The 24,696-nt window shown below is 72.4% G+C and carries 20 protein-coding genes; 16 read left to right on the top strand and 4 right to left on the bottom strand.

Annotated elements, in window-relative coordinates; translation table 11 throughout:
* Positions 1–15 precede the first annotated feature (15 nt).
* The 3 genes from ACFRAC_RS01980 to ACFRAC_RS01970 all read left to right on the top strand — a co-directional run bounded on the left by ACFRAC_RS01980 (position 16) and on the right by ACFRAC_RS01970 (position 3,171).
* Positions 16–912: a TauD/TfdA dioxygenase family protein gene (locus ACFRAC_RS01980; protein ID WP_382919541.1), complete on the top strand. Its 897-nt coding sequence runs from the start codon at positions 16–18 to the stop codon at positions 910–912.
* Between the two features lie 120 nt (positions 913–1,032).
* Complete coding sequence (locus ACFRAC_RS01975) at positions 1,033–2,424, top strand: amino acid permease (protein WP_382919539.1); 1,392 nt, start codon at positions 1,033–1,035, stop codon at positions 2,422–2,424.
* A 105-nt stretch (positions 2,425–2,529) separates the two neighbouring features.
* Positions 2,530–3,171, top strand: a complete 642-nt coding sequence (locus ACFRAC_RS01970; protein WP_382919537.1) for a superoxide dismutase — start codon at positions 2,530–2,532, stop codon at positions 3,169–3,171.
* 128 nt (positions 3,172–3,299) lie between these two features.
* Here ACFRAC_RS01970 and ACFRAC_RS01965 read toward each other — a convergent pair whose 3' ends face one another.
* Together ACFRAC_RS01965 and ACFRAC_RS01960 are read right to left on the bottom strand one after the other, a co-directional pair.
* Entirely contained in the window at positions 3,300–3,950 is a 651-nt protein-coding gene (locus tag ACFRAC_RS01965; protein ID WP_382919536.1) for a histidine phosphatase family protein, read from the bottom strand.
* Positions 3,947–5,410 carry an FGGY-family carbohydrate kinase gene (locus ACFRAC_RS01960; protein WP_382919534.1) on the bottom strand — a complete coding sequence of 488 codons (1,464 nt, stop codon included), beginning with the start codon at positions 5,408–5,410 and terminating at the stop codon, positions 3,947–3,949. The genes ACFRAC_RS01965 and ACFRAC_RS01960 overlap by 4 nt, the downstream gene beginning before the upstream one ends.
* A gap of 170 nt (positions 5,411–5,580) precedes the next feature.
* Here ACFRAC_RS01960 and ACFRAC_RS01955 point away from each other — a divergent pair, with 170 nt between their 5' ends.
* From ACFRAC_RS01955 to ACFRAC_RS01910, 10 genes are read left to right on the top strand one after another with little or no spacing between them, the layout of a single operon-like run.
* The gene (locus ACFRAC_RS01955; RefSeq protein ID WP_382919533.1) at positions 5,581–7,002 is read left to right on the top strand and encodes an ABC transporter substrate-binding protein; all 1,422 of its coding nucleotides are present in this window, start codon (positions 5,581–5,583) and stop codon (positions 7,000–7,002) included.
* Positions 7,003–7,006: 4 nt separating this feature from the next.
* On the top strand, positions 7,007–7,888 hold the full coding sequence (locus ACFRAC_RS01950) for a sugar ABC transporter permease (protein WP_361339166.1): 882 nt from the start codon (positions 7,007–7,009) through the stop codon (positions 7,886–7,888).
* Positions 7,885–8,715 (top strand): carbohydrate ABC transporter permease, encoded by an 831-nt coding sequence (locus tag ACFRAC_RS01945; RefSeq protein WP_382919531.1) that lies wholly within the window; start codon positions 7,885–7,887, stop codon positions 8,713–8,715. Before ACFRAC_RS01950 ends, ACFRAC_RS01945 begins: the two co-directional genes overlap by 4 nt.
* Positions 8,712–9,797, top strand: a complete 1,086-nt coding sequence (locus ACFRAC_RS01940; protein ID WP_382919530.1) for an ABC transporter ATP-binding protein — start codon at positions 8,712–8,714, stop codon at positions 9,795–9,797. Before ACFRAC_RS01945 ends, ACFRAC_RS01940 begins: the two co-directional genes overlap by 4 nt.
* Complete coding sequence (locus ACFRAC_RS01935) at positions 9,794–10,618, top strand: DeoR/GlpR family DNA-binding transcription regulator (protein WP_361339157.1); 825 nt, start codon at positions 9,794–9,796, stop codon at positions 10,616–10,618. Before ACFRAC_RS01940 ends, ACFRAC_RS01935 begins: the two co-directional genes overlap by 4 nt.
* Positions 10,596–11,675 (top strand): ABC transporter ATP-binding protein, encoded by a 1,080-nt coding sequence (locus tag ACFRAC_RS01930; protein WP_382919528.1) that lies wholly within the window; start codon positions 10,596–10,598, stop codon positions 11,673–11,675. The genes ACFRAC_RS01935 and ACFRAC_RS01930 overlap by 23 nt, the downstream gene beginning before the upstream one ends.
* Positions 11,672–12,700, top strand: a complete 1,029-nt coding sequence (locus ACFRAC_RS01925; RefSeq protein WP_382919526.1) for a 2-hydroxyacid dehydrogenase — start codon at positions 11,672–11,674, stop codon at positions 12,698–12,700. The genes ACFRAC_RS01930 and ACFRAC_RS01925 overlap by 4 nt, the downstream gene beginning before the upstream one ends.
* Positions 12,701–12,720: 20 nt before the next feature.
* On the top strand, positions 12,721–14,145 hold the full coding sequence (locus ACFRAC_RS01920; RefSeq protein ID WP_382919525.1) for an FGGY family carbohydrate kinase: 1,425 nt from the start codon (positions 12,721–12,723) through the stop codon (positions 14,143–14,145).
* 54 nt (positions 14,146–14,199) lie between these two features.
* Positions 14,200–15,255 (top strand): glycerophosphodiester phosphodiesterase family protein, encoded by a 1,056-nt coding sequence (locus tag ACFRAC_RS01915; RefSeq protein ID WP_382919523.1) that lies wholly within the window; start codon positions 14,200–14,202, stop codon positions 15,253–15,255.
* A complete protein-coding gene (locus ACFRAC_RS01910) occupies positions 15,255–15,488 on the top strand; it encodes a hypothetical protein (protein ID WP_382919522.1) in 234 nt (77 codons plus the stop codon). Before ACFRAC_RS01915 ends, ACFRAC_RS01910 begins: the two co-directional genes overlap by 1 nt.
* A gap of 3 nt (positions 15,489–15,491) precedes the next feature.
* Here ACFRAC_RS01910 and ACFRAC_RS01905 read toward each other — a convergent pair whose 3' ends face one another.
* Entirely contained in the window at positions 15,492–16,130 is a 639-nt protein-coding gene (locus ACFRAC_RS01905) for a DsbA family protein (RefSeq protein WP_382919521.1), read from the bottom strand.
* Positions 16,131–16,265: 135 nt separating this feature from the next.
* Between ACFRAC_RS01905 and pepN the strand changes: the two genes are divergently transcribed.
* The 3 genes from pepN (at position 16,266) to ACFRAC_RS01890 (ending at position 23,887) form a co-directional block, all read left to right on the top strand.
* On the top strand, positions 16,266–18,848 hold the full coding sequence (gene pepN, locus ACFRAC_RS01900) for an aminopeptidase N (RefSeq protein WP_382919519.1): 2,583 nt from the start codon (positions 16,266–16,268) through the stop codon (positions 18,846–18,848).
* A gap of 209 nt (positions 18,849–19,057) precedes the next feature.
* The gene (locus ACFRAC_RS01895) at positions 19,058–20,122 is read left to right on the top strand and encodes a hypothetical protein (protein WP_382919517.1); all 1,065 of its coding nucleotides are present in this window, start codon (positions 19,058–19,060) and stop codon (positions 20,120–20,122) included.
* A 477-nt stretch (positions 20,123–20,599) separates the two neighbouring features.
* Positions 20,600–23,887 carry a S8 family serine peptidase gene (locus ACFRAC_RS01890; protein ID WP_382919515.1) on the top strand — a complete coding sequence of 1,096 codons (3,288 nt, stop codon included), beginning with the start codon at positions 20,600–20,602 and terminating at the stop codon, positions 23,885–23,887.
* Positions 23,888–23,940: 53 nt separating this feature from the next.
* Here the strand turns inward: ACFRAC_RS01890 and ACFRAC_RS01885 are convergent, their stop codons facing one another.
* Entirely contained in the window at positions 23,941–24,696 is a 756-nt protein-coding gene (locus ACFRAC_RS01885; protein ID WP_382919513.1) for a hypothetical protein, read from the bottom strand.

The raw sequence follows: 24,696 nt of genomic DNA, 5'->3' as shown, positions 1-24,696 counted from the left end.
CCGGAAGGACCACCCGTGTCAGACATCGAGATCCAGAAGATCACCGCGCACATCGGGGCCCGTGTGTCCGGCGTCGACATCTCCCGGCCGCTCGCCGAGGAGACCGTCACCGCGCTGCGTGGGGCCCTCAACGTCCACAAGGCGCTCGTCCTGGACGACGTGGACCTGGACGACGCCACCCACCAGGACTTCGTCCGGCACTTCGGCGACGTCACCACCGCCCACCCGACGGTCTCCTCGATCGCCGGCGCCCCGAACGTGCTGCCCGTGGACAGCGAGCGGGGCCGTGCCGCCAACCACTGGCACACCGACGTCACATTCGTCCTCAACCCGCCGCAGGCCACGACCCTGCGCAGCATCACCCTCCCGCCGTACGGCGGCGAGACGCTGATCGCGAACGCGGCGGCCGCCTACCGCCAGCTGCCCGAACCGCTGCGCAAGCTGGCGGACACCCTGTGGGCGGAGCACACCAACGACTACGACTACGCGGTGCCGGACGAGGAGATCGACGAGCAGCAGGCGGCGCAGCGCGCCCAGTTCACCTCGATCACGTACCGCACGGTCCACCCGGTGGTGCGCGTCCATCCGCTGACCGGTGAACGCGGCCTGTTCATCGGCGGGTTCGCGCAGCGGATCGTGGGGCTGTCGCCGGGCGAGTCCCGCAAGATCCTCGACCTGCTCCAGGCGTACGTCACCCGGCCGGAGAACGTCCTGCGCCACCGCTGGTCGGAGAACCAGCTGGTCGTCTTCGACAACCGCATCACGCAGCACTACGCGGTCGACAACTACGACGGCCGGCCGCGCCGTCTGCACCGGGTGACCGTCGCCGGTGACGTGCCGGTCGGCATCGAGGGCAAGGCGAGCTACTCGATCGAGGGGGACGCCTCGCACTACACACCGGTCGCGGCGTGACGCGCGGATCACCCAGGGTGCGGCCGGTGTCCGCATAGTGGGCAGCCTCTCCTCCTGAGCGGAGAGGCTGCCCATGCTGTGGGGGTTTTTGCCCTCTCACGCATTGGACGAGCCGCTCCCATGCAGCACAGCACCACCGAGTCGACGCCTCCCGAGGCGGCCGATGTCTCCCTGTCCCACGGCCTCAAGCAGCGCCATCTGTCGATGATCGCCCTCGGCGGTGTCATCGGCGCCGGCCTGTTCGTGGGGTCCGGGGCGGGGATCGCCGCCGCCGGGCCGTCGATCGTCGTCGCCTATGTCGTCTCCGGCCTCCTCGTGATGCTGGTGATGCGGATGCTCGGCGAGATGTCGGCCGCGTATCCCTCCTCCGGTTCCTTCTCCGCGCACGCCGAGCGGGCGATCGGCCCCTGGGCGGGGTTCACCGCCGGCTGGTCCTTCTGGGTCCTGCTGTGCACGGCCGTCGGGCTGGAGGGCATCGGCGCGGCGAAGATCGTCACGGGCTGGCTGCCGGGCACCCCGGAGTGGGCCTGGGTGGCCCTGTTCATGGTGGTGTTCTGCGGCGCGAACCTGGCCGCGGTGAAGAACTTCGGCGAGTTCGAGTTCTGGTTCGCCGCGCTGAAGGTCGGCGCGATCGCGCTGTTCCTGGTGCTGGGCGGGCTGGCCATCGCCGGTCTGCTGCCCGGCACCGACGCGCCCGGGACCGCGCACCTCACCGGTGAGGGCGGCTTCCTGCCGAACGGCACCGACGGGCTGATCATCGGCCTGCTGGCGTCGGTGTTCGCCTACGGCGGCATGGAGACGGTCACCATCGCGGCGGCCGAGTCGGAGGACCCGGTCAGCGGGGTGGCGCGCGCGGTGCGCACGGCCATGTGGCGGATCGCCCTGTTCTACATCGGCTCGATGGCCGTCGTGGTCACCCTGGTCCCCTGGAACTCCGCGGCGGTCGTCGAGGACGGCCCGTACGTGGCCACCCTCGACCGGCTCGGCATCCCCGGCGCCGGGCAGCTGATGAACGTGGTGATCCTGGTCGCCCTGCTGAGCGCCATGAACGCCAACATCTACGGCTCGTCGCGCATCGCCTACTCCCTCGTCCGGCGGGGCCAGGGCCCGGCGGCGCTGGGCCGGGTGTCGGGCGGGGTGCCGAGGGTCGCGGTCCTCGCGTCGTCCGTCTTCGGATTCGTGTGCGTCGTCCTGTCGTACTGGCGTCCTGACGACGTCTTCCCGTGGCTGCTGAACATGATCGGCGCGGTCATCCTGGTCGTCTGGATCTTCATCGCGGTCTCCCAGCTGCGGCTGCGCCGCCGTCTGGAGCGCGAGACGCCTCAGAAGCTGGTCGTGCGGATGTGGGCGTTCCCGGTGCTGACGTGGGTGGCGCTGGCCGGTATGGCCGCGATCTTCGTGCTGATGGCCCGCGAGCCCGAAACCCGGGTGCAGCTGTACTCGACGGGCGGGATGACCCTGCTCCTGGCGGCGGCCGGGTACGCCTGGCAGCGCTCGCGCGCCAGGACCTGACCGGCCCGGCACCCCCGCGAGGCCCCCGTGTGATCCACACGGGGGCTTTTTGCTGTTAGCTTGTTATTGCAAGCTACTTGCAACAAGAGCTCTGAGGGGACCTCCATGCCCGTCTACACACTCCCGGACCTGCCCTACGACTACGCCGCGCTCGCGCCCGTGATCAGCCCCGAGATCATCGAGCTGCATCACGACAAGCACCACGCGGCCTATGTGAAGGGCGCCAACGACACGCTGGAGCAGCTGGCCGAGGCGCGGGACAAGGAGGCGTGGGGGGCGATCAACGGGCTGGAGAAGAGCCTGGCCTTCCATCTGTCGGGGCACATCCTGCACAGCATCTACTGGCGGAACATGTCCGGCGACGGAGGCGGCGAGCCGCTGGAGAAGGACGGTGTGGGCGAGCTCGCCGACGCCGTCGCCGAGTCCTTCGGCTCCTTCTCCCGCTTCAAGGCGCAGCTGTCCAAGGCCGCCGCGACCACCCAGGGCTCGGGCTGGGGGGTGCTCGCCTACGAGCCGCTGAGCGGCCGGCTGATCGTCGAACAGGTCTACGACCACCAGGGCAACGTGGGCCAGGGCGCCACCCCGATCCTGGTCTTCGACGCCTGGGAGCACGCCTTCTACCTGCAGTACCGCAACCAGAAGGTGGACTTCATCGAGGCGATGTGGCAGGTCGTCGACTGGCAGGACGTCGCCGCGCGGTACGCGGCCGCCCGCTCCCGCGCCGATGTGCTGCTGCTCGCCCCCTGACCCCGTGAGTCGTCCTGCCTCGTGATCGTCTTCTCACCGCTCACGCACGGCAGGCGGAAGGACGGAGGCCCCCGCGCGGACGTGACGCGCGGGGGCCTCCGGTGTCCGGGGCGTCAAGGCCCTCTCCGTCATGGGGCCGCCGTGCCGCGCGGCTCGGGCTCGCAGGGCACGTTCAGGGAGAGAAGCGCGGCCGATCCGTCGGCGGCCAGGCGCAGTTCGCTGAGGGCGGTGTTGCGCAGCCGCGGGAACACCCTGCGGTACTCCCGCGCCGGGATGGACAGCAGGGTGCACAGCACCAGCCGCAGCAGGGTGTTGTGGGCGACCACGAGCACACGCCCGCCCGGGTGCCGGGCGGCGACCCGGCGCAGGGCCGCGACCCCGCGCGCCGCGGCGGCGGCCGGGTCCTCGGCGCCGGGGAACGGGTGCGCCACCGGGTCGGCGCGGTACGCCGCCGCGGCGGCCGGGTCCTCGGCGGCGAACTCGGCGAGCGTACGGCCCTCCAGGGCGCCGAAGTCGCATTCGCGCAGGCCGGGTTCACGGCGCGGGGTCAGGCCGAGGGCGCGGCAGGCGGGCTCGGCGGTGACGGCGGCCCGGGACAGCGGCGAGGTCCAGATCGCGTCGACCGGGTGGGCGGCGGCCCAGCGGCCGAGCGCCTCGGCCTGGGCCCGTCCGGTGCCGGTGAGGGGGACGTCGCTGACCCCGGCGTAGCGGTTCTCGGCGTGCCAGACGGTCTGCCCGTGCCGGGCCAGCAGCAGCGTCGTGCTCGTGCGCGTGGTCATGAGTCGGCAGTATCCCCGTCGAGGCGGGCGTGCGCGTGTGCCGCGACCGGCGGGGGCAGCCAGCCGCGGGCGGTCAGCTCGTCGACCAGGCGGGCGTAGGGCCCGGCGAAGAGGGCGGTGCGCCCGGGCCGGGGTTCGACGGCCGGGCCGAGGCGGACCATGGCCTCCGCGGCGTCCGTGAGCCCCGGCGCGGCGCCCGTGCCGTACGCCGCCAGCGCGGCCATGCCCAGGGCCGGTTCGGTCTGCCGGGGCACCCGGGCCGGCCGGCCCAGCACGTCGGCGCGCAGCTGGTTCCAGTACGGGCTGCGGGCGGCGCCGCCGGTGAAGGTGAGCGGGCCGTCGACCGGGGCGCCGAGGTGGTGCAGGTAGTCCAGGCACAGGCGTTCGGTGAAGGCGACGCCCTGGAGGAGCCCGGCCCACAGGTCGGCGTCCGACTCCGGTTCGCCGAGGACGAGCGAGGTGGCGCCGGGCGCCAGGAACGGGAACCGCTCGCCGGGCGAGACCAGCGGATAGGTGACCGCGCCGGACGGCTCGTGGGCGGCGGCCCGCTCGTCCATGGCGGCGGGGTCGGCGCCGGGGAACGCGGCCGTGAGGACGCCCGCGCCCACGCTGGAGGCGCCGCCGGGCAGCCAGCTGCCGTCGGGGGCGCGGTGGTTGTAGACCACGCCGGCCGGGTCGCGGACCGGGGTGAGGGACGCGCCCTTGAGGACGAGGGTGGTGCCGAGCACCGAGTTCCAGGCGCCGGGGCGCAGCGCGGCGGAGGCGATCTGGGCCGCGCAGCCGTCGGTCATGCCGGCGACGACGGGGGTGCCGGCGGGGATGCCGGTGGCGTCGGCGGCGGACGCGGACACCTCGCCGAGCCGGGTGCCGGGCGGCACGACGTCCGGGACCGCCTCGCCGGCCAGGCCGAGCCGGGCCAGCGCGTCCGGCCAGGCGTCGCGCTCCGGGTCGTAGCCGGTCTTCAGGGCGTGGCTGGAGTCGGCCGGCGGCAGGACGCCGGTGAGGAGCAGGACCATCAGGTCCGGCTGGTGGGTGATCCGGCCCGGCCCGTGGGTCTCGGTCAGCCACAGCGCCTTCGGCAGCGCCCAGGTGTCCTGCACGGCGAGCCCCGCCCCGCGCGCCCGCGCCGCCTGCTCCGTCGCGCGGGCGTCGTCGTACATGAGCGCGGGGCTCGTCGGGTGGCCGGCGCCGTCGGTGAGCAGGACGGTCCCGGAGGTGCCGCAGAGCGCGAGCCCCCCGATCCGGGTCCCCGCCCGCCCGCGCAGCGCGGCACGGGTGGCGGCGCACAGGCCGTCCCACCAGCCGGCCGGGTCCTGTTCGTGCCGTACGCCGTCGCGCCGTCCGGTCAGCGGCGCCGACCCGACGCCGAGGACCGTGCCGTCCCCGGTGACGAGCAGGGCGCGCACGCTCTGGGTGCCCAGGTCGATCCCGAGCCACGCCACGTCGTCCCGGTCCGCCATCCGGTCCCCCGCACAGTTGGAAACGTTAACTTCTCACTCTGCACCGATATTTTCCCGTGCGCGAGGGATTGACGCCCAACTTCCTTGGTTCCACCCTCTGTTAACGACTCGACTCGCCGTGTTGGCCCCTCTCGCACCCGGATGGCCCGAGCCCCACGTGGAGGTCACGGATGGACACGCACGCGCACGACCGCCGGCGCTTCCTGGCGCTGGGCGCCGCCCTGGCCGCCTCGCCCCTGCTGACCGCCTGCGGGACCGGGTTCGGCGGCGGGGACGACAAGAAGGACGGCTCGGCGGCGGACGACGTCACCGGCTCCTTCGACTGGCGGCGGGAGAAGGGCACGACCGTCAAGGCCCTGCTGAACAAGCACCCGTACACGGACGCGCTGATCGCCGATCTGAAGTCGTTCACCGAGAAGACCGGCGTCGAGGTCGAGTACGACGTCTTCCCCGAGGACAACTACTTCGACAAGCTCACCGTCGACCTGTCCAGCGGACGCGCCTCCTACGACGTCTTCATGCTGGGCGCGTACATGGTGTGGCAGTACGGGCCGCCCGGCTGGCTGGAGGACCTGGGGCCCTGGATGCGCAACTCCTCGGCCACCGGCGCCGAATGGGACCAGGCCGACTTCTTCCCCAACCTCCTCCAGGCCGACCAGTGGTCCCTGAAGGCGGGCGCCCCGCTCGGGCAGGGCGGGCAGTACGCGCTGCCGTGGGGCTGGGAGACCAACGTCGTCGCCTACAACACGGACGTGTTCAGGAAGCTGGGCCTCCGGCCCGCCGAGACCTTCGACGAGCTGCGCGACATCGCCGGGACCATCAAGCGGAAGGCGCCGGGCGCCGGGTTCGACGGCATGTACGGGATCGCCGTGCGCGGCTCGCGGAGCTGGGCGACGATCCACCCCGGCTTCATGACCATGTACGCCCGCAACGGGCTGAAGGACTTCACGGTCGAGGGCGGGAAGCTCACACCGGCGATGAACAGCCCCGAGGCCGTCGCGTTCACCCGGGACTGGGCCGCCATGGTCAAGCAGGGCGGGCCGCCGTCGTGGACGTCGTACACGTGGTACCAGTGCTCCAGCGACCTGGGCGCGCGGAAGGCCGGGATGCTGTTCGACGCGGACACCGCCGCCTACTTCCAGGCGGTCGAGGGCGCCAGCCCGGCCTCCGGGAAGATCGCCTTCCACCCCGGCCCCAAGGGGCCCGACGGGTCGCTGGCCACCAACATGTGGATCTGGTCGCTCGGCATGAACGCAAGGAGCCGGAAGAAGAGCGCCGCCTGGCTGTTCCTGCAGTGGGCGACCGGCAAGGAGCACCTGCGCAGGAGCGCGATCCGGCACAACCACATCGACCCGGTACGGAAGTCGATCGCCGAGGACCCCGCCTACAAGGACAAGATGAAGCACCTGCCCGGCTTCATCGAGACCTTCGAGACCGTCGTCGACCGGACGAGGATCCAGTTCACCCCGCAGGAGCAGTTCTTCGACGCCACCACCAGCTGGGCCGCCGCCCTCCAGGAGATCTACGGCGGCCAGGGCGCGAAGCCGGTGCTCGACGACCTGGCGGGCGACCTCGCCGGCAAGGTGGGCTAGCGCGATGGGATGGCGGCCCGCTCTGCGCCCGTACGTCCTGATCGTCCCCGCCCTGCTGCTGACCTGCGGAATCCTCTACCCCTTCGGGCTCGGCCTGTACTACACGCTCTTCGACTTCTCGGCGAGCAAACCGCAGCCGGACCTGGTGCGGCTGGAGAACTACACGACCGTCTTCACCGAGGAGGCGTTCTGGAACTCGGCCTGGGTGACGGTCCTGTACGCGGTCGGCGCCGCCGCGGCCGAGACGGTCCTCGGGGTGTCCGTCGCCCTGCTGCTGCACCGTTCCTCGCTCGTCGGGCGGGTGCTGGAGAAGATCCTCATCCTGCCGCTGATGATCGCGCCGGTGATCGCGGCGATCATCTGGAAGCTGATGCTCCAGCCCTCGGTCGGGGTGGTGAACCATCTGCTGCGGCCCTTCGGGCTGGGCGGCGTGCAGTGGACGGACACCCCGACCGGGGCCCTGCTGTCGTCCATCGCCGTGGACGTCTGGGTCTACACCCCGTTCGTGGCGATCCTGGCGCTCGCCGGGCTGCGGTCCCTGCCCACCTCTCCGTTCGAGGCGGCGGCCGTCGACGGGGCCGGCTGGTGGTACACCTTCCGCCGGCTGACCCTGCCGATGCTGTGGCCGTACGTGCTGGTCGCGGTGATCTTCCGGTTCATGGACTCGCTGAAGGTGTTCGACATCATCTACGCCCTCACCGAGGGCGGGCCGGGCGACTCCACCGTCGTCCTGCAGATCCGGGCCTATCTGGAGGCGATCCGCTTCCAGCGCTACTCGTTCGGCATCAGCTACACGATCGTGCTGTGGGCCGTGGTGTACCTGGCGGCGATGGTGCTGGTGAAGCACCTCGGGAAGATCCAGCGGAAGGCGGCGGAGGCGAAATGACCGTGCGCAGGCGCCTGTTGGGCTGGATGGCCGACGCCGCCCTGATCCTCTACTTCGTCTTCGCGCTGTTCCCGATCGCCTGGATGGTGATCCTGTCGCTGAAGCCGGCGAACCAGCTGTTCTCCACCTACTTCTCCTTCTCCCCCACCCTCGACGGCTACCGCACGGTCCTCGGCGACAGCGAGGGCATCCCTTTCGTGCGGTTCTTCGTCAACAGTCTGGTGGTGTCGGTGGGGGCGGTGCTCCTGTCGCTCCTCGTGGGCCTGCCGGCGGCGTACGCCTCGGCACGCTGGCGGTTCAGGGGCTCCGAGAACCTGATGTTCACGCTGCTGTCGTTCCGGTTCGCGCCCGAACTCACCGTGATCATCCCGCTGTTCGTGCTCTACCAGAAGCTCGGGCTGTTCGACACCTATGTCGGCATGGTGTGGGTGCTCCAGCTGGTCACGCTGCCGCTGATCGTGTGGATCATGCGCTCGTACTTCGCGGACCTCACCCCCGAGCTGGAGCAGGCGGCCCTGCTCGACGGCTACAGCCGCAAGCAGGCGTTCGTGAAGGTGGCGCTCCCGCTGGTCAAACCGGGGGTGGCGGCCGTGTCGCTGCTGGCCTTCATCTTCGCCTGGAACAACTTCGTCTTCCCGCTCATCCTCACCTCCAGCGAGGCGCAGACGGTGACCGTCGGCGCGCTGTCGTTCCTCGGCGGTGACCGGCCCAAGTACAACCTGACGGCCGCCGCCGCGCTGGTCTCCGTCGTGCCGCCGCTGCTGCTCGCGCTGACCATCCAGCGGTACCTGGTGCGGGGGCTGTCGTTCGGGGCGGTGAAGTCGTGATCCGGCTGCGGGGCGTCGCCAAGGCGTACGGCGCCGTCCGGGCGCTCGACGGGCTGGACCTGGACGTGCGCGAGGGCGAGTTCTTCTGCCTGCTCGGCCCGTCCGGCGCCGGGAAGACCACCACGCTGAAGACCGTCGCCGGGCTGGAGCTCCCCGACGCCGGGACCGTCGAGCTCGACGGTGTGGACCAGCGCGGGGTCGAACCGTACGACCGGGGCGTGGCCATGTGCTTCGAGAGCTACGCCCTGTACCCGCACAAGTCGGTGTACGACAACCTCGCCTTCCCGCTCCGCTCGCCGCGCCACCGCCTCCCCGCGGCACGGGCGCGCGAGCGGATCGGGGAGGTGGCCGGACTCCTCGGCATCGCGGCCCTGCTGGACCGGCCCGTCGGGCAGCTGTCCAACGGGCAGCGCCAGCGGGTCGCCCTCGGCCGGGTCCTGGTCCGCCCCGCCCGCGCCTTCCTGCTGGACGAGCCGCTCTCCCACCTCGACGCCAAGCTCCGCCAGCAGATGCGCGCCGAGCTGAAGGCGATCGGGTCGGTGCGCCGCACCACCACGCTGTACGTCACCCACGACTCCGTGGAGGCGCTGGCGCTCGGCGACCGGATCGGGGTCATCCGGGACGGGCGCATCGTGCAGACCGGGACGCGGGAGGAGATCTGGTACCGGCCCCATGACACGGAGGTGGCGCGGGCGTTCGGACGGCCCCGGATCAACCTGCTGCCCGGCACCGTCACACCCGGCGGCGGCTTCCGGTCGGCGGACGGCGGGATCGAGCTGGACCTGCGGGCGCAGGCGCCGCCGGGCACCGGGGTGCTGATCGGTGTCCGGCCCCGCGATCTCACCCTGGGTGCGGGCCCCGGTCACACGCTCACCGGCACGGTCTACGTCACCGAGGTGCTGGGCCGCTCGGTGGAGGTCACCGTGCGGCTCGGCGACCAGCGCTTGGCGCTCGTCGTCCCGCGCGGCGAGGCGGCCGGTCTTCGTCCCGACGATCCGGTACGACTGTCGGTCCGGCCTGAGAACCTGCTGCTGTTCGAGGCCGACCGGCCGGAGCGTCCAGGACGAAGGATCGGACCATGAACCACGCACAGCAGGGCCCCGCCGCCCGTCAGGCCGCGATGGCCGAGCAGGTCCTCGCCGACGGGTCGGCGACCGCCGCGGACCTGGCCGAGCGGTTCGGGGTGAGCCTCATGACCATCCACCGGGACCTGGACGAGCTCGAACGGCAGGGCATCGTCCGCAAGTTCCGGGGCGGCGTGACCGCGCAGCCCTCCGGCGTGTTCGAGTCCAACGTGCAGTACCGGCTGAAGACCATGCGCGCCGAGAAGGCCGCCGTCGCCGAGCGCGCCCTGAAGCTCGTCGAGCCCGGCATGGCGATCATGCTGGACGACTCCACGACCACCCTGGAGATAGCCCGGGGGCTGCGGCTGGGCGAGATCACCCCGCTGACGGTCGTCACCAACTTCCTGGAGGCCATCAACCTGCTCGCCGACCAGCGCGGCATCCGCCTGATGGCCCTCGGCGGCGACTACGACCCGCTGCACTCGTCCTTCCTGGGCGTGTCCTGCGTCGAGGCGATCGAGCAGCTGCGCGTCGACGTCTGCTTCGCGTCCACGTCGGCCGTGCGCGGCGGCTACGCCTACCACCAGGAGCAGCACATCGTGTCGGTGAAGCGCGCCATGCTCGACGCGGCCGCGCGCAACGTCCTGCTGATCGACCACACCAAGCTCGCCCGCGCCGCCCTGCACCGGGTGGTCCCGCTGTCCCGCTTCGACCTGCTCCTCGTGGACGACGGGGCGTCGGCGGAGGCCCTGCGGGACCTGGACGAGCACAAGGTCCGCTACGAGGTGTGCACTTCGACCGCGACGAGGGGCGGCGATGACCGAGCTGGAGCTACGTGATCTGCGCAAGACCTACCGTGCGCGGGGCCGCCCGCCCGTGGCCGCCGTACGCGGCATCGACCTGGCCCTGCGCTCCGGTGAACTCCTCGGCCTGCTGGGCCCGTCCGGCTGCGGGAAGTCCACCACGCTGCGGATGATCGCCGGGCTGGAGGCGGTGACCGGCGGGGACATCCTGGTCGGCGGCGCGTCGGTGGCCGGCCTGCCCGCCCGGCGCCGCAACATCGGGGTCGCCTTCGAGAACTACGCGCTGTACCCGCCGCTGACGGTCGCGGAGAACCTGGCCTTCGGCCTGCGGGCCCGCAAAGGGGCCGACCGGGCGGACGTGGCCCGCCGGGTCAAGGAGATCGCCGAACGCGTGGACCTGACCGGCGTGCTCGACGCCCGCCCGGCCGGGCTGTCCAGCGGCCAGAAGCAGCGGGTGTCCCTGGCCCGCGCGCTGATCCGCGAACCCGACGTGCTGCTCCTGGACGAGCCCCTCTCGCACCTCGACGCCGCCCAGCGCGACACCACCCGCCGCGAACTCAAACGCATTCAGCGCGACCTGGGCCACACCACCATCCTGGTCACCCACGACCAGGAGGAGGCCCTCTCGCTGGCCGACCGGATCGCCGTGATGAAGGACGGCGTGATCCAGCAGCTCGGCACCCCGTACGAGATCTACGACAGCCCCGCCACCGTCTTCGTCGCGGACTTCGTCGGCGAACCCGCCGTCAACCTGCTCCCCGGCACGGCGACGGCCGACGGCCACGCCCGGCTGTCGGCCACGGCCCGGATCGCGCTGCCGGTGCCGGTGGCGGCGGGCCGCGAGGTGGTGGTCGGCATCCGCCCGGAGGACCTGGCGCTCGGCGGCGCGGACGGCCTCGCCGCCCGGGTCGTGGCCCACGAGCCCCTGCTGGAGTCGGGCCTCGCCACCCTCGCCGTCGACGGAGTCGACAAGCCGCTGGTGGTCCTCACCGGCCCCGAGGTGCGCCTCGCCCACGACGACCGCGTCCATGTCACCGCCGACCCCCGCCTCACCCATGTCTTCGACGCCGAGACAGGAGACTCCCTGCGATGACCCACGGGAACCGCGTGCGCGTGGTGGCCGCCGGCGACCACTTCATCCTGCCGTCCCTGATCCGCGAGGCCCTCGCCCGGGAGGTCGACTGCGAGACGGCCGAACTGACCCTCGGCTGGCCGCTGGAACCGTTCGGCCCGGTGGCCGAGGTGACGGAGGCCAGCGACGCCGAGGACGAGCTGATCGCCGCGCTCGGCGGCGCGCAGGTGCTGGTCACGCAGATGGGCCCGGTGACCGAACGCGTCCTGGACGCCTGCCCCGCCCTGCGGCTGGTGGTGGTGTGCCGGGGCGGCCCGGTCAACGTCAACCTGGACGCGGCGAAACGGCACGACGTCCGCGTCTGCTACGCGCCCGGCCGCAACGCCGCCGCCACCGCCGAGTTCACCGTCGGCCTGCTGCTGTCCGCGCTGCGCCGCATCCCGCAGGCGCACGACCTGCTCGCCCGGCGGGGCAGCTGGGAGGGGGCGACCTACTACACGTACGCGCACAGCGGTCTGGAGCTGGAGGACCTGCCGGTCGGCCTGGTCGGCTACGGGGCGGTCGGCAGCCGGGTGGCCCGCGCGCTGTGCGCCTTCGGCGCCCGGGTGCTGGTGCACGACCCGTACGTCCGGGGCGAGATCCACGGCCTGCGGGTCGCCTCCCTCGACGACCTGCTGCGCGCCTCCCGGGCCGTCACCCTGCACGCCCGGCTCACCGACGAGACCCGTGGGCTGCTCGGCGCCCGCGAGCTGGCCCTGCTGCCCCGGGGCGCGGTCGTGGTGAACGCGGCCCGCGGCCCGCTCCTGGACGAGGACGCGCTGTGCGACGCGCTGGAGAGCGGCCAGGTGTCCGCGGCGGCCCTGGACACGTACGCGACCGAGCCGCTGCCCGCCCGGTCCCGGCTGCGCGCCCTCACCGACCGGGTGGTGCTCACCCCGCACCTGGGTGGCGCCTCCCGGGCGGTGGCGGAGAAGGCGGCGGCGATCGCCGCGGCGGAGGTGGGGCGCTGGGTGCGCGGCGAGCCGCAGGCGCACTGCCTGACGTGACGGGACCCGAGGAGGCTGGCATGTACGTCGGTATCGATGTGGGCACGTCCATGGTGAAGGCGGCGGCCTTCGACGGCGACGGACACGAGCGGGGCGTGGCGGCCCGCCCCTTGGCGCTGACCCTGCGCGACGGCGTCGTCGAGCAGGACATGGACGAGGTGTACGGGGCGGTCGTCGCCGTCCTGGAGGAGCTGACCGTCCGGGTCCCGGGGCCGGTCGAGCTGGCCGGGCTCACCGGGCAGGGCGACGGGGTGTGGCTGGTCGACGGGCGGGGGCGGCCGGTGCGGCCCGCGGCCTCCTGGATGGACGGCCGGGCGCACGGACTGCTCGACCGGTGGCTGGCGGACGGCACGGCCGAGGCGGTGTTCCGGCGTACGGGCGGCGCGATGTTCCCGGGGTCGCCGGGGCCGCTGCTGGCCTGGCTGGACGCCCACGAGCCGGAGGCGCTGGACGCCGCGGCCGTCGCCCTGTACTGCAAGGACATGGTGTTCCGGCGGCTGACGGGCGCGGACGCGACGACGGACGTCTCGGACGCGTCGATGCCGTTCCTCGACCCGCTGACCCGCAGGTACGAAGACAAGGTGGTGGAGCTGCTGGGGCTCACCCACCGGCGCGGTCTGCTGGCCCCCGTGAGCGATCCGGTGGCGACGGCCCCGGCGCGCGGCGAGGGTCTGCCCGCCGGGACACGGGTCGTGAACGGGCCGTACGACCTGCCGGCCTGCGCGCTGGGCGCGGGGGCGACCGCGCCCGGCGACGGTCTGCTCATCGTCGGGACGTGTCTGGCCGCGCTGGTCGCCACCACCGAGCTCGATCTCGGCGGTGAGCCGGCCGGCCTGTACATCAGCACCGACCGCCCCGGGCACTGGCTGCGGGCGATGCCGGCGATGGTCGGCACGGCGGCACTGGACTGGGTGCTGACGACGACCGGCGTGCGGCACGAGGAGGTCGACGGGCTGCTGGCCGGGACCCCGCCGGGGGCGCACGGGGTGCGGGTCCTGCCGTACTTCGCGCCGTCCGGTGAGCGGGCGCCGTTCGTCGAGCCCCGGCTGCGCGCCGAACTGACCGGAGTCTCCCTGGAGTCGACGCCCGCCGACCTGATCCGGGCGACCTGCGAGGGCATCGGCTTCGCCGCCCGGCACTGCCTGGCGGCGGCCGGGCTCACCGGCACGCTGGCCGTGTGCGGCGGCGGCACCCGCAGCCCCGCCTGGATGCGGCTGCTGGCCGACGTCCTGGGCCGGCCGCTGCGGGTCGTCGAGGGCGAGGTCGGCGCGCGGGGGGCGGTGCTCGCGGCGGCTCGGCGGTACGGGGTGCCGCTGGACACGGCGGCCTGGACCCGGCCGACGTCGGTCGTCGCACCCGACGCGGAACGCGCCGCGTACTACGCGCGGGCGTACGAGGAGCACCTCGAACGGCTGGCGCAAGCCCGGCGGCGGGCGCGCGCCTGACGCCCTCCGGTCCCGACCGGCCCGGCAACTCCCCTACCAGGAAAGGGAACTCCCATGCCTGTGAGACGTCGATCGCTGCTGCTCGCGGCGGCCGCCGGCCCGGCGCTGGCCGCCGTGCCCGCCCCCACGTCCGCCGCCCCGGCGCGCCCGCGCCGGCCCCTCGTCATCGGCCATCGCGGTGCGGCCGGCTGGCGTCCCGAGCACACGGCGGCCTCGTACACGTACGCCGTGCAGACCGGGGCCGACTGGATCGAGCCGGACCTGGTGCCGACCAAGGACCATGTGCTGGTGGTCCGGCACGAGAACGAGATCTCGGGCACCACCGACGTGGCCGCGCACCCGGAGTTCGCGGACCGCCGGACGACGAGGACGGTGGACGGGCGGGCGGTGACCGGCTGGTTCACGGAGGACTTCACGCTGGCGGAGCTGAAGACGCTGCGGGCGGTCGAGCGGCTGCCGCAGGTCCGCAACCGCAACACCGTGTTCGACGGGCGCGAGGAGGTGCCGACCTTCCAGGAGGTGGTCGACCTGGCGCGCCGGCTGTCGAAGGAGCACGGCCGGACGATCGCCGTCTTCCCGGAGACCAAGCACCCGACCTACTTCCGCTCGATCGGGCTGCCGCTGGAGCCGAAGCTGGTGGAGGCGGTGCGGCGCAACCGGCTGGGCCGGCGCGAGTGCGTGGTGCAGTCCTTCGAGCCGAGCAGTCTGAAGCGGATCGCGGCGGCGCGGCTGGGGCTGGAGCTGTGGCAGGCGCTGGGGACCACGGGCGGGCCGTACGACCTGGTGTCGTCCGGGGACCCGACGACGTACCGGGACATGATGACGCCGGCCGGGCTCGCCCGGATCGCGGAGTACGCCGGCTGGATCGGGCCCGACAAGTCCTCGGTGGCCGGTTCGCCGCTCGTCGCGGACGCGCACGCGGCGGGGCTGCGGGTCGGGGCGTACACCTTCCGCGCGGAGAACCAGTTCCTGCCGGCGGAGCTGCGGCGGGGAACCGGACCGAACGATTTCGGGGACGCCTTCGCCGAGTACGCGCTGTACTACGGACTGGGGGTCGACGCGGTGGTGACCGACTTCCCGGACCTGGCGGTGACGGCGAGGAGGGGTTGATGAGGACCCGCACACTGGAGTGCCCGACCTGCGGCACCATGCAGATCTTCCGGTTCCTCGAGAAGGACGAGAAGGCGTGGGTGCGGGAGAAGGAGGGGCCGAACTTCTACGTGGACAACCTGTGGCGGTGCACCGCCAAGGGCTGTCTGACGTACTACCCGCACATGAACAAGGGCGGCTACGGCCGCCTCCCCGAGAAGTTCCTCGAGGAGGAGACCGCAGCCGACGGGTGATCCCTACAGGTTGCTGAAGTCCGGGCCCTTCGTACGGGTCCGCTTGATCTCGTAGAAGCCGGGCACCGAGGCCACGGCGAGGGTGCCGTCCCACAGTCTGGCGGCCTCCTCGCCCTTCGGGGCGGGGGTGACGACGGGGCCGAAGAAGGCGATCTGCTCGCCGTCGTCGCCGGGGACGGCGATGACCGGGGTGCCGACCTCCTGGCCGACCTTGTCGATGCCCTCCTTGTGGGAGGCGCGCAGCTGCGGCTCGTACGGGGTGCCGTCCCAGTGCTCCAGGAGGGACTCCGGCAGACCGACGTCCTTCAGGGCGGCGGCGACGGTCTCCCGGCCGGGACCCTCGCCCTGGTTGTGGATACGGGTGCCGAGCGCGGTGTAGAGGTCACCGAGGACGCCGGCGCCGTGCTCCTCCTGGGCGGCGATGACGACACGGACGGGACCCCACGCCGTGGTGGAGAGCATCTCGCGGTACTCCTCGGGCAGCTCGTCGAGCTTGTCCTCGTTGAGCACCGCGAGGCTCATCACATGCCAGCGGACCTCGATGTCACGGACCTTCTCCACCTCCAGGACCCAGCGGGAGGTCATCCAGGCCCAGGGGCACAGCGGATCGAACCAGAAGTCGACGGGGGTCTTGTCCGACATGTCTCTCCTCAGGAGGAAACGTTTTCCACGGGAACAACCCCGGTCCGCCCGTCCATTCCCGGCTGCCCCGGGTCAGGTGCGCATGGCAGGATCGGTCCTGTTCAGCCGCATCCACGACACAAGGGAGTGCCACGCGTGCCCGGTGAGAATCTGTCCCGCGACGAGGCCCGGGAGCGGGCCGCCCTGCTGGCCGTCGACGGGTACGAGGTGTCCCTCGACGTACGGTCCGCCCTCGGCGAGGGACCCGGGGACGGTGAGCCGCGCACCTTCCGCTCGGTCACCACGATCCGCTTCCGCTGCGCCGAGCCCGGCGCGTCGAGCTTCGCGGACCTGATCGCGCCGCGTGTGACGTCCGTCTCCCTCAACGGGCGCGACCTCGACCCGAGCGAGGTCTTCGACGGCTCGCGGATCGTCCTGGAGGACCTCGCCGCCGACAACGAGCTGATCGTCGACGCCCAGTGCGCGTACTCGCGCACCGGCGAGGGCCTGCACCGCTTCGTCGACCCGGAGGACGGCGAGGTCTACCTCTACACCCAGTACGAGCCGGCCGACTCGCGCCGGGTCTTCGCGAACTTCGAGCAACCGGACCTCAAGGCGCCGTTCCGGTTCGAGGTGCGGGCGCCCGAGCAGTGGACGGTGTGGAGCAACGGCGCCGGTGAACCGGCGGACGGTGTCTGGCGGTTCGCCGAGACCAAGCCGATCTCGACGTACATCACGTGTGTCGTGGCGGGGCCGTACCACTATGTGACGGACTCCTACACGCGGGAGCTCGCCGACGGCAGCCGGCTGGAGATCCCGCTGGGCGCCATGTGCCGCAAGGGGCTGGCCCCGCACTTCGACGCCGACGACGTCTTCCTGATCACCAAGCAGGGCCTGGACTTCTTCCACGACCACTTCGACTACCCGTACCCGTTCGGCAAGTACGACCAGGCGTTCGTGCCCGAGTACAACCTGGGCGCGATGGAGAACCCGGGCCTGGTGACCTTCCGGGAGGAGTACATCTTCCGCGGGAAGGTGACCCGGGCGTCGTACGAGGGCCGCGCCAACACGATCCTGCACGAGATGGCGCACATGTGGTTCGGCGACCTGGTCACCATGGAGTGGTGGGACGACCTGTGGCTGAAGGAGTCCTTCGCGGACTTCATGGGCACGTTCGCCAACGTCGGCGCGACCCGCTTCAAGGACGCCTGGATCACCTTCGCCAACCGCCGCAAGGCATGGGCGTACCGCGCGGACCAGCTGCCCTCCACGCACCCGATCACGGCCGACATCCGTGACCTGGAGGACGCCAAGCTCAACTTCGACGGCATCACGTACGCCAAGGGCGCGAGCGTGCTGAAGCAGCTGGCGGCGTACGTCGGCCAGGACGCCTTCCTGGAGGGCGCCCGCCGCTACTTCAAGCGGCACGCGTACGGCAACACGCGGCTCGGCGACCTGCTGTCGGTGCTGGAGGAGACCAGCGGGCGGGACATGGGTGCCTGGGCGCGCTCCTGGCTCCAGACGGCGGGCGTGAACGCCCTGACCCCGCAGGTGCTGCTGGACCCGGAGGGCCGCGTCGACGAGCTGGCCGTGGTGCAGGAGGCCCCCGAGTCGCACCCCGAGCTGCGTCCGCACCGGGTGGCGGTGGGACTGTACCGGCGGGGCGCGGACGGGGCGCTGGAGCGCTACGCGCGCGCCGAGACGGACGTGGACGGGCCGCGGACGGTCGTGGCGGAGCTCGCCGGCTCCGAGGCGCCGGACCTGGTGCTGGTCAACGACGACGACCTGACGTACTGCAAGACCCGCTTCGACGAGACGTCGCTGGCGACGCTGCGGGAGTCACTGGGCGAGCTGACCGACCCGCTGGCGCGGGCACTGTGCTGGTCGGCACTATGGAACATGACGCGGGACGCTCTGCTGCCGGCCCGGGAGTTCATCGGCCTGGTGCTCCGGTTCGGCGGCCGCGAGTCGGACATCGGCGTGCTGCAGATGCTGCACGCGTGGGCCGACTCGGCGCTGACGCACTACGCGGCGCCCGAGTGGCGCGAGCGCGGTGCGCGGCTGCTGACCGAGGGCGCGTCGGAACAGCTGCACGCGGCCGGGCCGGGCAGCGAGCAGCAGCTGGCGTGGGCGCGGTTCTTCGCCCGGGTGACCGACGAGCAGGGCCTGGAGCTGCTGTCGGGTCTGCTGGACGGCAAGGCGACCGTCGAGGGGCTCACGGTGGACCAGGAGCTGCGCTGGGCGTTCCTGGAGCCGCTGGCCGCCCACGGCGTGGTCGACGCGTCGGCGCTGGAGGAGGAGCTGACCCGCGACGACACGGCGTCGGGCAGGCGCCACCAGGTGCGCTCGCTGGCCGCCCGGCCCTCGGAGGCGGTGAAGGCGCAGGCGTGGGCGCAGGTCGTGGAGTCGGACGCGCTGTCCAACGCGCTGGTCGAGGCCACCATCGGCGGGTTCGCGCAGGCGTCGCAGCGGGAGCTGCTCGCGCCGTACACGGAGAAGTACTTCGCGGCGATCGCGCGGGTGTGGCGGGAGCGGTCCATCCAGATCGGCATGGACGTGGTCCGGGGCCTGTTCCCGGCGCTCCAGCAGTCGCGGGCCACGCTGGACGCGACGGACGCGTGGCTCACGGCCCACGAGGACGCGGCGCCGGCGCTGCGGCGGCTGGTACTGGAGTCGCGGGACGATCTGGCGCGGGCGCTGCGGGCGCAGGCGTGCGACGCGACGGCGTCAACCGACTGACACCTTTGGCCAACGATCACGGCGGTCCGTGACCGTTACGGAATTCAGGCAATAGCAGCCGTAACCCCTGGCCCCACCCGAACGGACCAGGGGTTTTCCGTGTCTACTCGGCAACCGAACATCCGTCCTTTAGTGCGTTGTTGTCCGTATTTTTCGACGGGCGTGTAACAGCGGTTAAAGGGCTCATCGGACGCGGAAGTCTCCGGGTCATGAACCACAACACCCCGGTCTCCCCCCTCTCCCCCCGCCCCCTGCACCACCTCTCCGAGGTCCACCGCCGTGTCATGACGGCCGCCCGCCTCAAGGCCCACGGGGTCTCCGCCGCCGAGACGAACGAGCAGTGCCGGCCCGGCGGCCCCTGGCAGCAGCTCCTGCCCGGCGTCTACCTGCTCCGCCCCGGCCCGCCCACCAGCGAGGAGCGGCTGCACGCGGTGCTGATGTACGCCGCGCGGGAGCGGTCGCCCGGAGTGCCCGCCCAGCCCAGCGGGGGCGAGGCGCCCGCCGCGCCCGCCTACGCCGAGGCGATGATCACCGGGCTCGCCGCCCTGACCCTGCACGGCTTCTCCGCCGCCCCGCCGCTCACCGCGCTGGACACCGTCGACGTCCTGGTGCCGCGGATGCGCCGGCTGCGCTCCGCGGGCTGCGCGCGCGTCCTGCGCACCACCGCGCTGCCCGTCCCGGAGCAGGTGACGGGGCTGCCGGTGGCGCCGGTGCCGCGTGCGCTGGCCGACGCGGTGGCGGAGCTGAAGGACGCCCGCGCCGTCCGCCGGCTGCTCACCGAGGCCGTGCGCGGCGGCCACTGCGAACCGGCGGCCGTGGTCCGGGAACTGACGCAGGCGAAGCTGCTGAACCGCCCGCACGTGGTGGACGCGGTGGACTCCCTGCTCGCCGAGGGCCGGGCCCGCGCGGAGGACCTGCTCTACACGATGGTCCGCGAGCACGGCCTGCCGGACCCGGTGTGGAACGTGGACCTGCGGCTGCCCGGCGGCCCCCATCTCGGCGGCCTCGACGCGTTCTGGCCGGAGCACTCGGTGGCGGTCGAACTGGACACCCGCGGGCCCCGCCAGGGCGACCGGGGCGACGACGACGCCCAGTGGTCCGAGTACGCCCGCAAGCGGGAGACGCTGGAGCGGCTCGGCATCACGGTCGTCCACATCACCCCCAAGAAGCTGCGCCACACCATGGAGCAGCAGGCGGCGGTGGTCCGTACGGCCCTGATGGCGGCGGTCGACCGCGACCCGGCCGCGTATGTCGTGGTGCTGCCCCGCCCCTGACCGACCTGAACGCCGATCAGGGGGGCGGCGAAGGGGGGAAAGAGGGGCCGTGCGGATCCGGCGGCGGCCCCTCCTCACCGTGTCGGCGCAGGCCCCGGACGGCTCCGGTGGACACGCCGGACGGCGGTCGTCCCGGCGTCCTCGCCGCAGAGCCCGGCCTCGGCGACCGCCTCGGTGCCGCCCGCCCCGTCGAGGTCGAGGGCGCCGCACCCGCCCGGGCGCTCCCTCCGACCGCGCCACCGTGTCGTCGTGTCCGGATTCCGGGGCGGGCGAAAGGCCCCGAGGGGGTGCCGGAACCCCTCGCACGGCTTGCCCCGGTTCACGGCAGATCACCCGCAAAGTCGTAGGGGGTTTTCCCCATCAGTCCATTTCGATTCGGTCAACTCTTCCCTATCGCCCTTCCGTTGCATAAAGCTGTGCGATCGTCCGGGATCGCATTCCGGACGCCCGATGCTCCTTTACCTCCAAGGGATGCCGATGATCAACAGCCCCCAGCGCGAACCGAAGCCGGGCGCGAGACGTGCGGTGCGCATAGCCGTGGCCGCCGGCCTGGTCGCCGCGCTCTCCGCGGCAGGGCCGATACCCCTCGCCGTCGCGGCGGACACCGCTCCCGCGACGGCGGACCCGAGTGTGAAGTCCGCACACGACAAGCTCGGTTCGGACGACGCGGACCGCCTGGCCGAGGCCAAGGCGACCGGCGAGAAGTACGTCACCATGATGGTCGCGACCGCGCCCGGCCAGACCGAGAAGGTCGCCGAGCAGCTGGACGCGGTCGGCTCGGTGGGCCAGAGCTACGACAAGCTCGGCTACGTCCGGGCGACGGTCCCCACCCGCAAGGCCGACGCGGCGATCTCCGCCGCGACGAAGCTCTCCTCCGTGCACGGCATCGACCTGCGCCAGGAGATCCCGCTGGACGACCCGGCCGTCTCGACGAAGAAGTCGGCGTCCTCGGCGAGCACGTACGCCGGTCCCGACAAGCGGACCCCCGCGGAGAACCCGTACAACCCGTCCTTCGAGACGGGCGCCGTCGACTTCGTGAAGAAGAACCCGAAGGCGGACGGCCGCGGCATCACCATCGGCATCCTGGACTCCGGCATCGACCTGGGTCACCCCGCGCTGCAGAAGACCACCACCGGCGAGCGCAAGATCGTCGACTGGGTCACCGCCACCGACCCGATCGTCGACAGCGACCGCACCTGGCGCCCGATGACGACCTCCGTCTCCGGCCCCTCCTTCACCTACGGCGGCAAGTCCTGGAAGGCGCCCGCCGGGTCGTACCGGGTGAGCACCTTCGCGGAGTCGTACACCACCGGCGGTGACGCCGCGGGCGACGCCAACCGCGACGGCGACACGACCGACACGTGGGGCGTCCTGTACGACGCCGCCCAGGGCACGGTCCGCGTCGACCTGAACAACAACTTCGACTTCGGTGACGACACCCCGATGAAGCCGTACAAGGACGGCTACCAGATCGGGTACTTCGGCACCGACGACCCGTCGACCGACGTCGTGGAGCGCCAGCCGTTCGTCGTGCAGATCCGCAAGGACGTGCCGATGGACCCGTACGGCGGCGACTGGGTCGGCAAGAAGGTCGACTTCGTCAACATCGGCGTCATCGAGTCGGAGCACGGCACGCACGTCGCCGGCATCACCGCCGCGAACGGCCTGTTCGGCGGCAAGATGAACGGCGCGGCGCCCGGCGCCAAGCTGGTCGCCTCGCGCGCCTGCACCTGGACCGGCGGCTGCACCAACGTGGCGCTCACCGAGGGCATGATCGACCTCGTCGTCAACCGCGGCGTCGACATCGTCAACATGTCCATCGGCGGCCTCCCGGCGCTGAACGACGGCAACAACGCGCGCGCCGAGCTCTACACGCGCCTCATCGACACCTACGGCGTGCAGCTGGTGATCTCCGCGGGCAACTCCGGCCCCGGCGCGAACACCATCGGCGACCCGGGTCTGGCCGACAAGGTCATCTCGGTCGGCGCGACCATCTCCAAGGAGACCTGGGCCGCCAACTACGGCTCCGAGGTGAGGAGCCGGTACGCGATGATGCCGTTCTCCTCGCGCGGTCCGCGTGAGGACGGCGGCTTCACCCCGACGCTCTCCGCCCCGGGTGCCGCGATCAACACCACGCAGACCTGGCTGCCGGGCGGCCCGGTCGCCGAGGCGGGCTACGCGCTGCCGGCCGGCTACTCGATGCTCCAGGGCACCTCGATGGCGTCCCCGCAGGCCGCGGGTGCCTCCGCGCTGCTGCTGAGCGCCGCCGAGCAGAACGGCATCGCCCTCACCCCGGCGAAGCTGCGCACCGCGCTGACCTCGACCGCCGACCACATCAGGGGTGTGCAGGCGTACGAGGAGGGTGCCGGCCTCATCAACATCGTGGACGCCTGGAAGTCCATCAGGAAGGGCGCCACCGCCCACGAGTACACGGTCAAGGCGCCGGTCGACACCGCGATCGACCAGTTCCTGAAGACCCCGGGCTACGGCACCGGCATCTACGACCGCGAGGGCGGCCTCAAGGCCGGCCAGAAGAAGACGTACGACGTCACCCTCACCCGTACGTCCGGTGAGGACAGGGCGATCCGCCACGAGCTGCACCTGGAGAACAACGCCGGGGGCACCTTCGAGATCGTCGGTTCGGACGAGATCCGCCTCGGCCTGAACAAGCCGGTCACCGTCAGGATCTCCGCCGAGCCGTCCTCGGCCGGCATCAAGAGCGCGATCCTCGAGGTCGACGACCCGCGCACCGAGGGCACCGACAAGCTGGTCCTCAACACGGTCGTGGCCGCGGCGCCGCTGAAGTACACCTACGCCGCGTCCGGTTCGGTGCAGCGCAACAGCACCGCGTCCTACTTCGTGACCGTGCCCGAGGGCGCCAAGTCGCTGGAGGTCGCGATCGGCGGGCTGAAGGACAAGAGCCAGACCCGGTTCATCGCCATCCACCCCTACGGCGTCCCGTCGGACACCACGGGCACCCCGTACTGCTACAACAACTACCTCGACGGCAACGGCTGCAAGCCGGACGTGCGCGCGTACGCCGACCCGCAGCCCGGCGTCTGGGAGATCGAGGTCGAGGCGCGCCGCACCTCGCCGCTGCTCGACAACCCGTACAAGCTGGACGTCACCGTCCTCGGCGCGTCCTTCGACCCGGCGACCGTGACCATCCCCGAGGCCAAGGTCGGCACGCCGGCCACCGCCTCCTGGAAGGTGACGAACAAGTACGCCGCGATCGACGGCAAGCTGGCCGGCGGTCCGCTCGGCTCCTCGAAGTCGGCGCGTCCGTCGATCACCGAGGGCGACACGCAGACCACCACGGTCGACGTGCCCGAGGGCGCCGCGTCGCTGGACGTCTCCATCGGCAACGTCTCCGACGCGGCCGCCGACCTCGACCTGGCCGTCTACGACGCGGCCGGCAACCAGGTCGCCAGCTCCGCGGACGGCGACTCCGAGGAGGCCGTCTCCATCGCGAAGCCGGCCGCCGGCACGTACACCGTCGAGGTGGTCGGCTACGCGGTGCCGAGCGGGACGACGGCGTACGACTACCTGGACGTGTTCTTCTCCGCCTCCCTCGGCACCGTCGACGTGGACGAGTCGGCGCCGGTGAAGCTCGCCACGGGTGCCTCGGTCACCGTCGACGCCACGGTCACCGCGGCCGCGGAGGCGCCGGCCGGCCGTGAGTTCTTCGGCCAGGTGCAGCTGCTGAACGCGCGCGGCACCGCCGCGGGCGTGGCCAGCGTGAAGATCGAGAAGGTCACTCCGTAACCACGGGGCAGGGCCATCCGGGGCGGGCGTCCACCAGGGCGCCCGCCCCTTCGTCATCCGCAGGCCAGCTCGCGGGCCTCGGGCAGCGCGGCGGTGATCGCCGCCCGCTCCGGGGCGATGTCCCGCTCGCCGACGGCCCAGAAGTCCGGCTGCCGCGCGTCGCGCGGGACGCCGACGAGCACCGGGTCGCCGGCGCGGACGCCGGGGACGACGTTCTCGTCCACCACGAACACCTGTTCCTCGTCGGGCCTCTTCCCCGGCGCGTCCTCGTCCGGGTGGTAGGTGCGGGTCAGGCGCAGGGTGATCCGCACCGTCGTCGTCCCGGTGAGCCGTTCGACGGCCGTGGCCTCGGCCTCGGCCACCAGCCGGGAGCAGGCCAGGTAGCGGGGGCTGCCGAAGGCCGGGGCGGCGGCCTCGTCGGACTGCTTCTGCGCGGCCGAGCCGGCGTCCGCGCTCGCGCTCGCGCCGTCACCGTCGCCGGGCCCGCCGGCGACCAGCCATCCCAGGCCCGCCATCACCGAGGCGGCGGCGGTCACCGCCAGCCCGCCGAGAGCCAGGGAGAAGGCCCGGCGCCGGGGCCGGGAGGGTGAGTGCGCGGGCCGTACGGACCCCACGGGTTCGGGGGCCGCGGGGGGTGGTCCGGCGAGCGCGCGGCCGATGACGCCGAGCTGTTCGCGCAGCACCGCCAGGTCGGCCTCGGCGGCCCGGTGCTCGGCCAGGAAGGCGGCGTCCGCGCGGGCGCCGGGCGGCAGCGACTCGCCGGTGATCGCGGTCATCAGGGCGTCGGCCCCGTCGTGTTCGGCGGACAC

It is taken from the genome of Streptomyces sp. NPDC056628 (assembly GCF_042792555.1).
Classification (GTDB): domain Bacteria; phylum Actinomycetota; class Actinomycetes; order Streptomycetales; family Streptomycetaceae; genus Streptomyces.
This window is presented reverse-complemented; position numbering and strand designations above follow the sequence as displayed.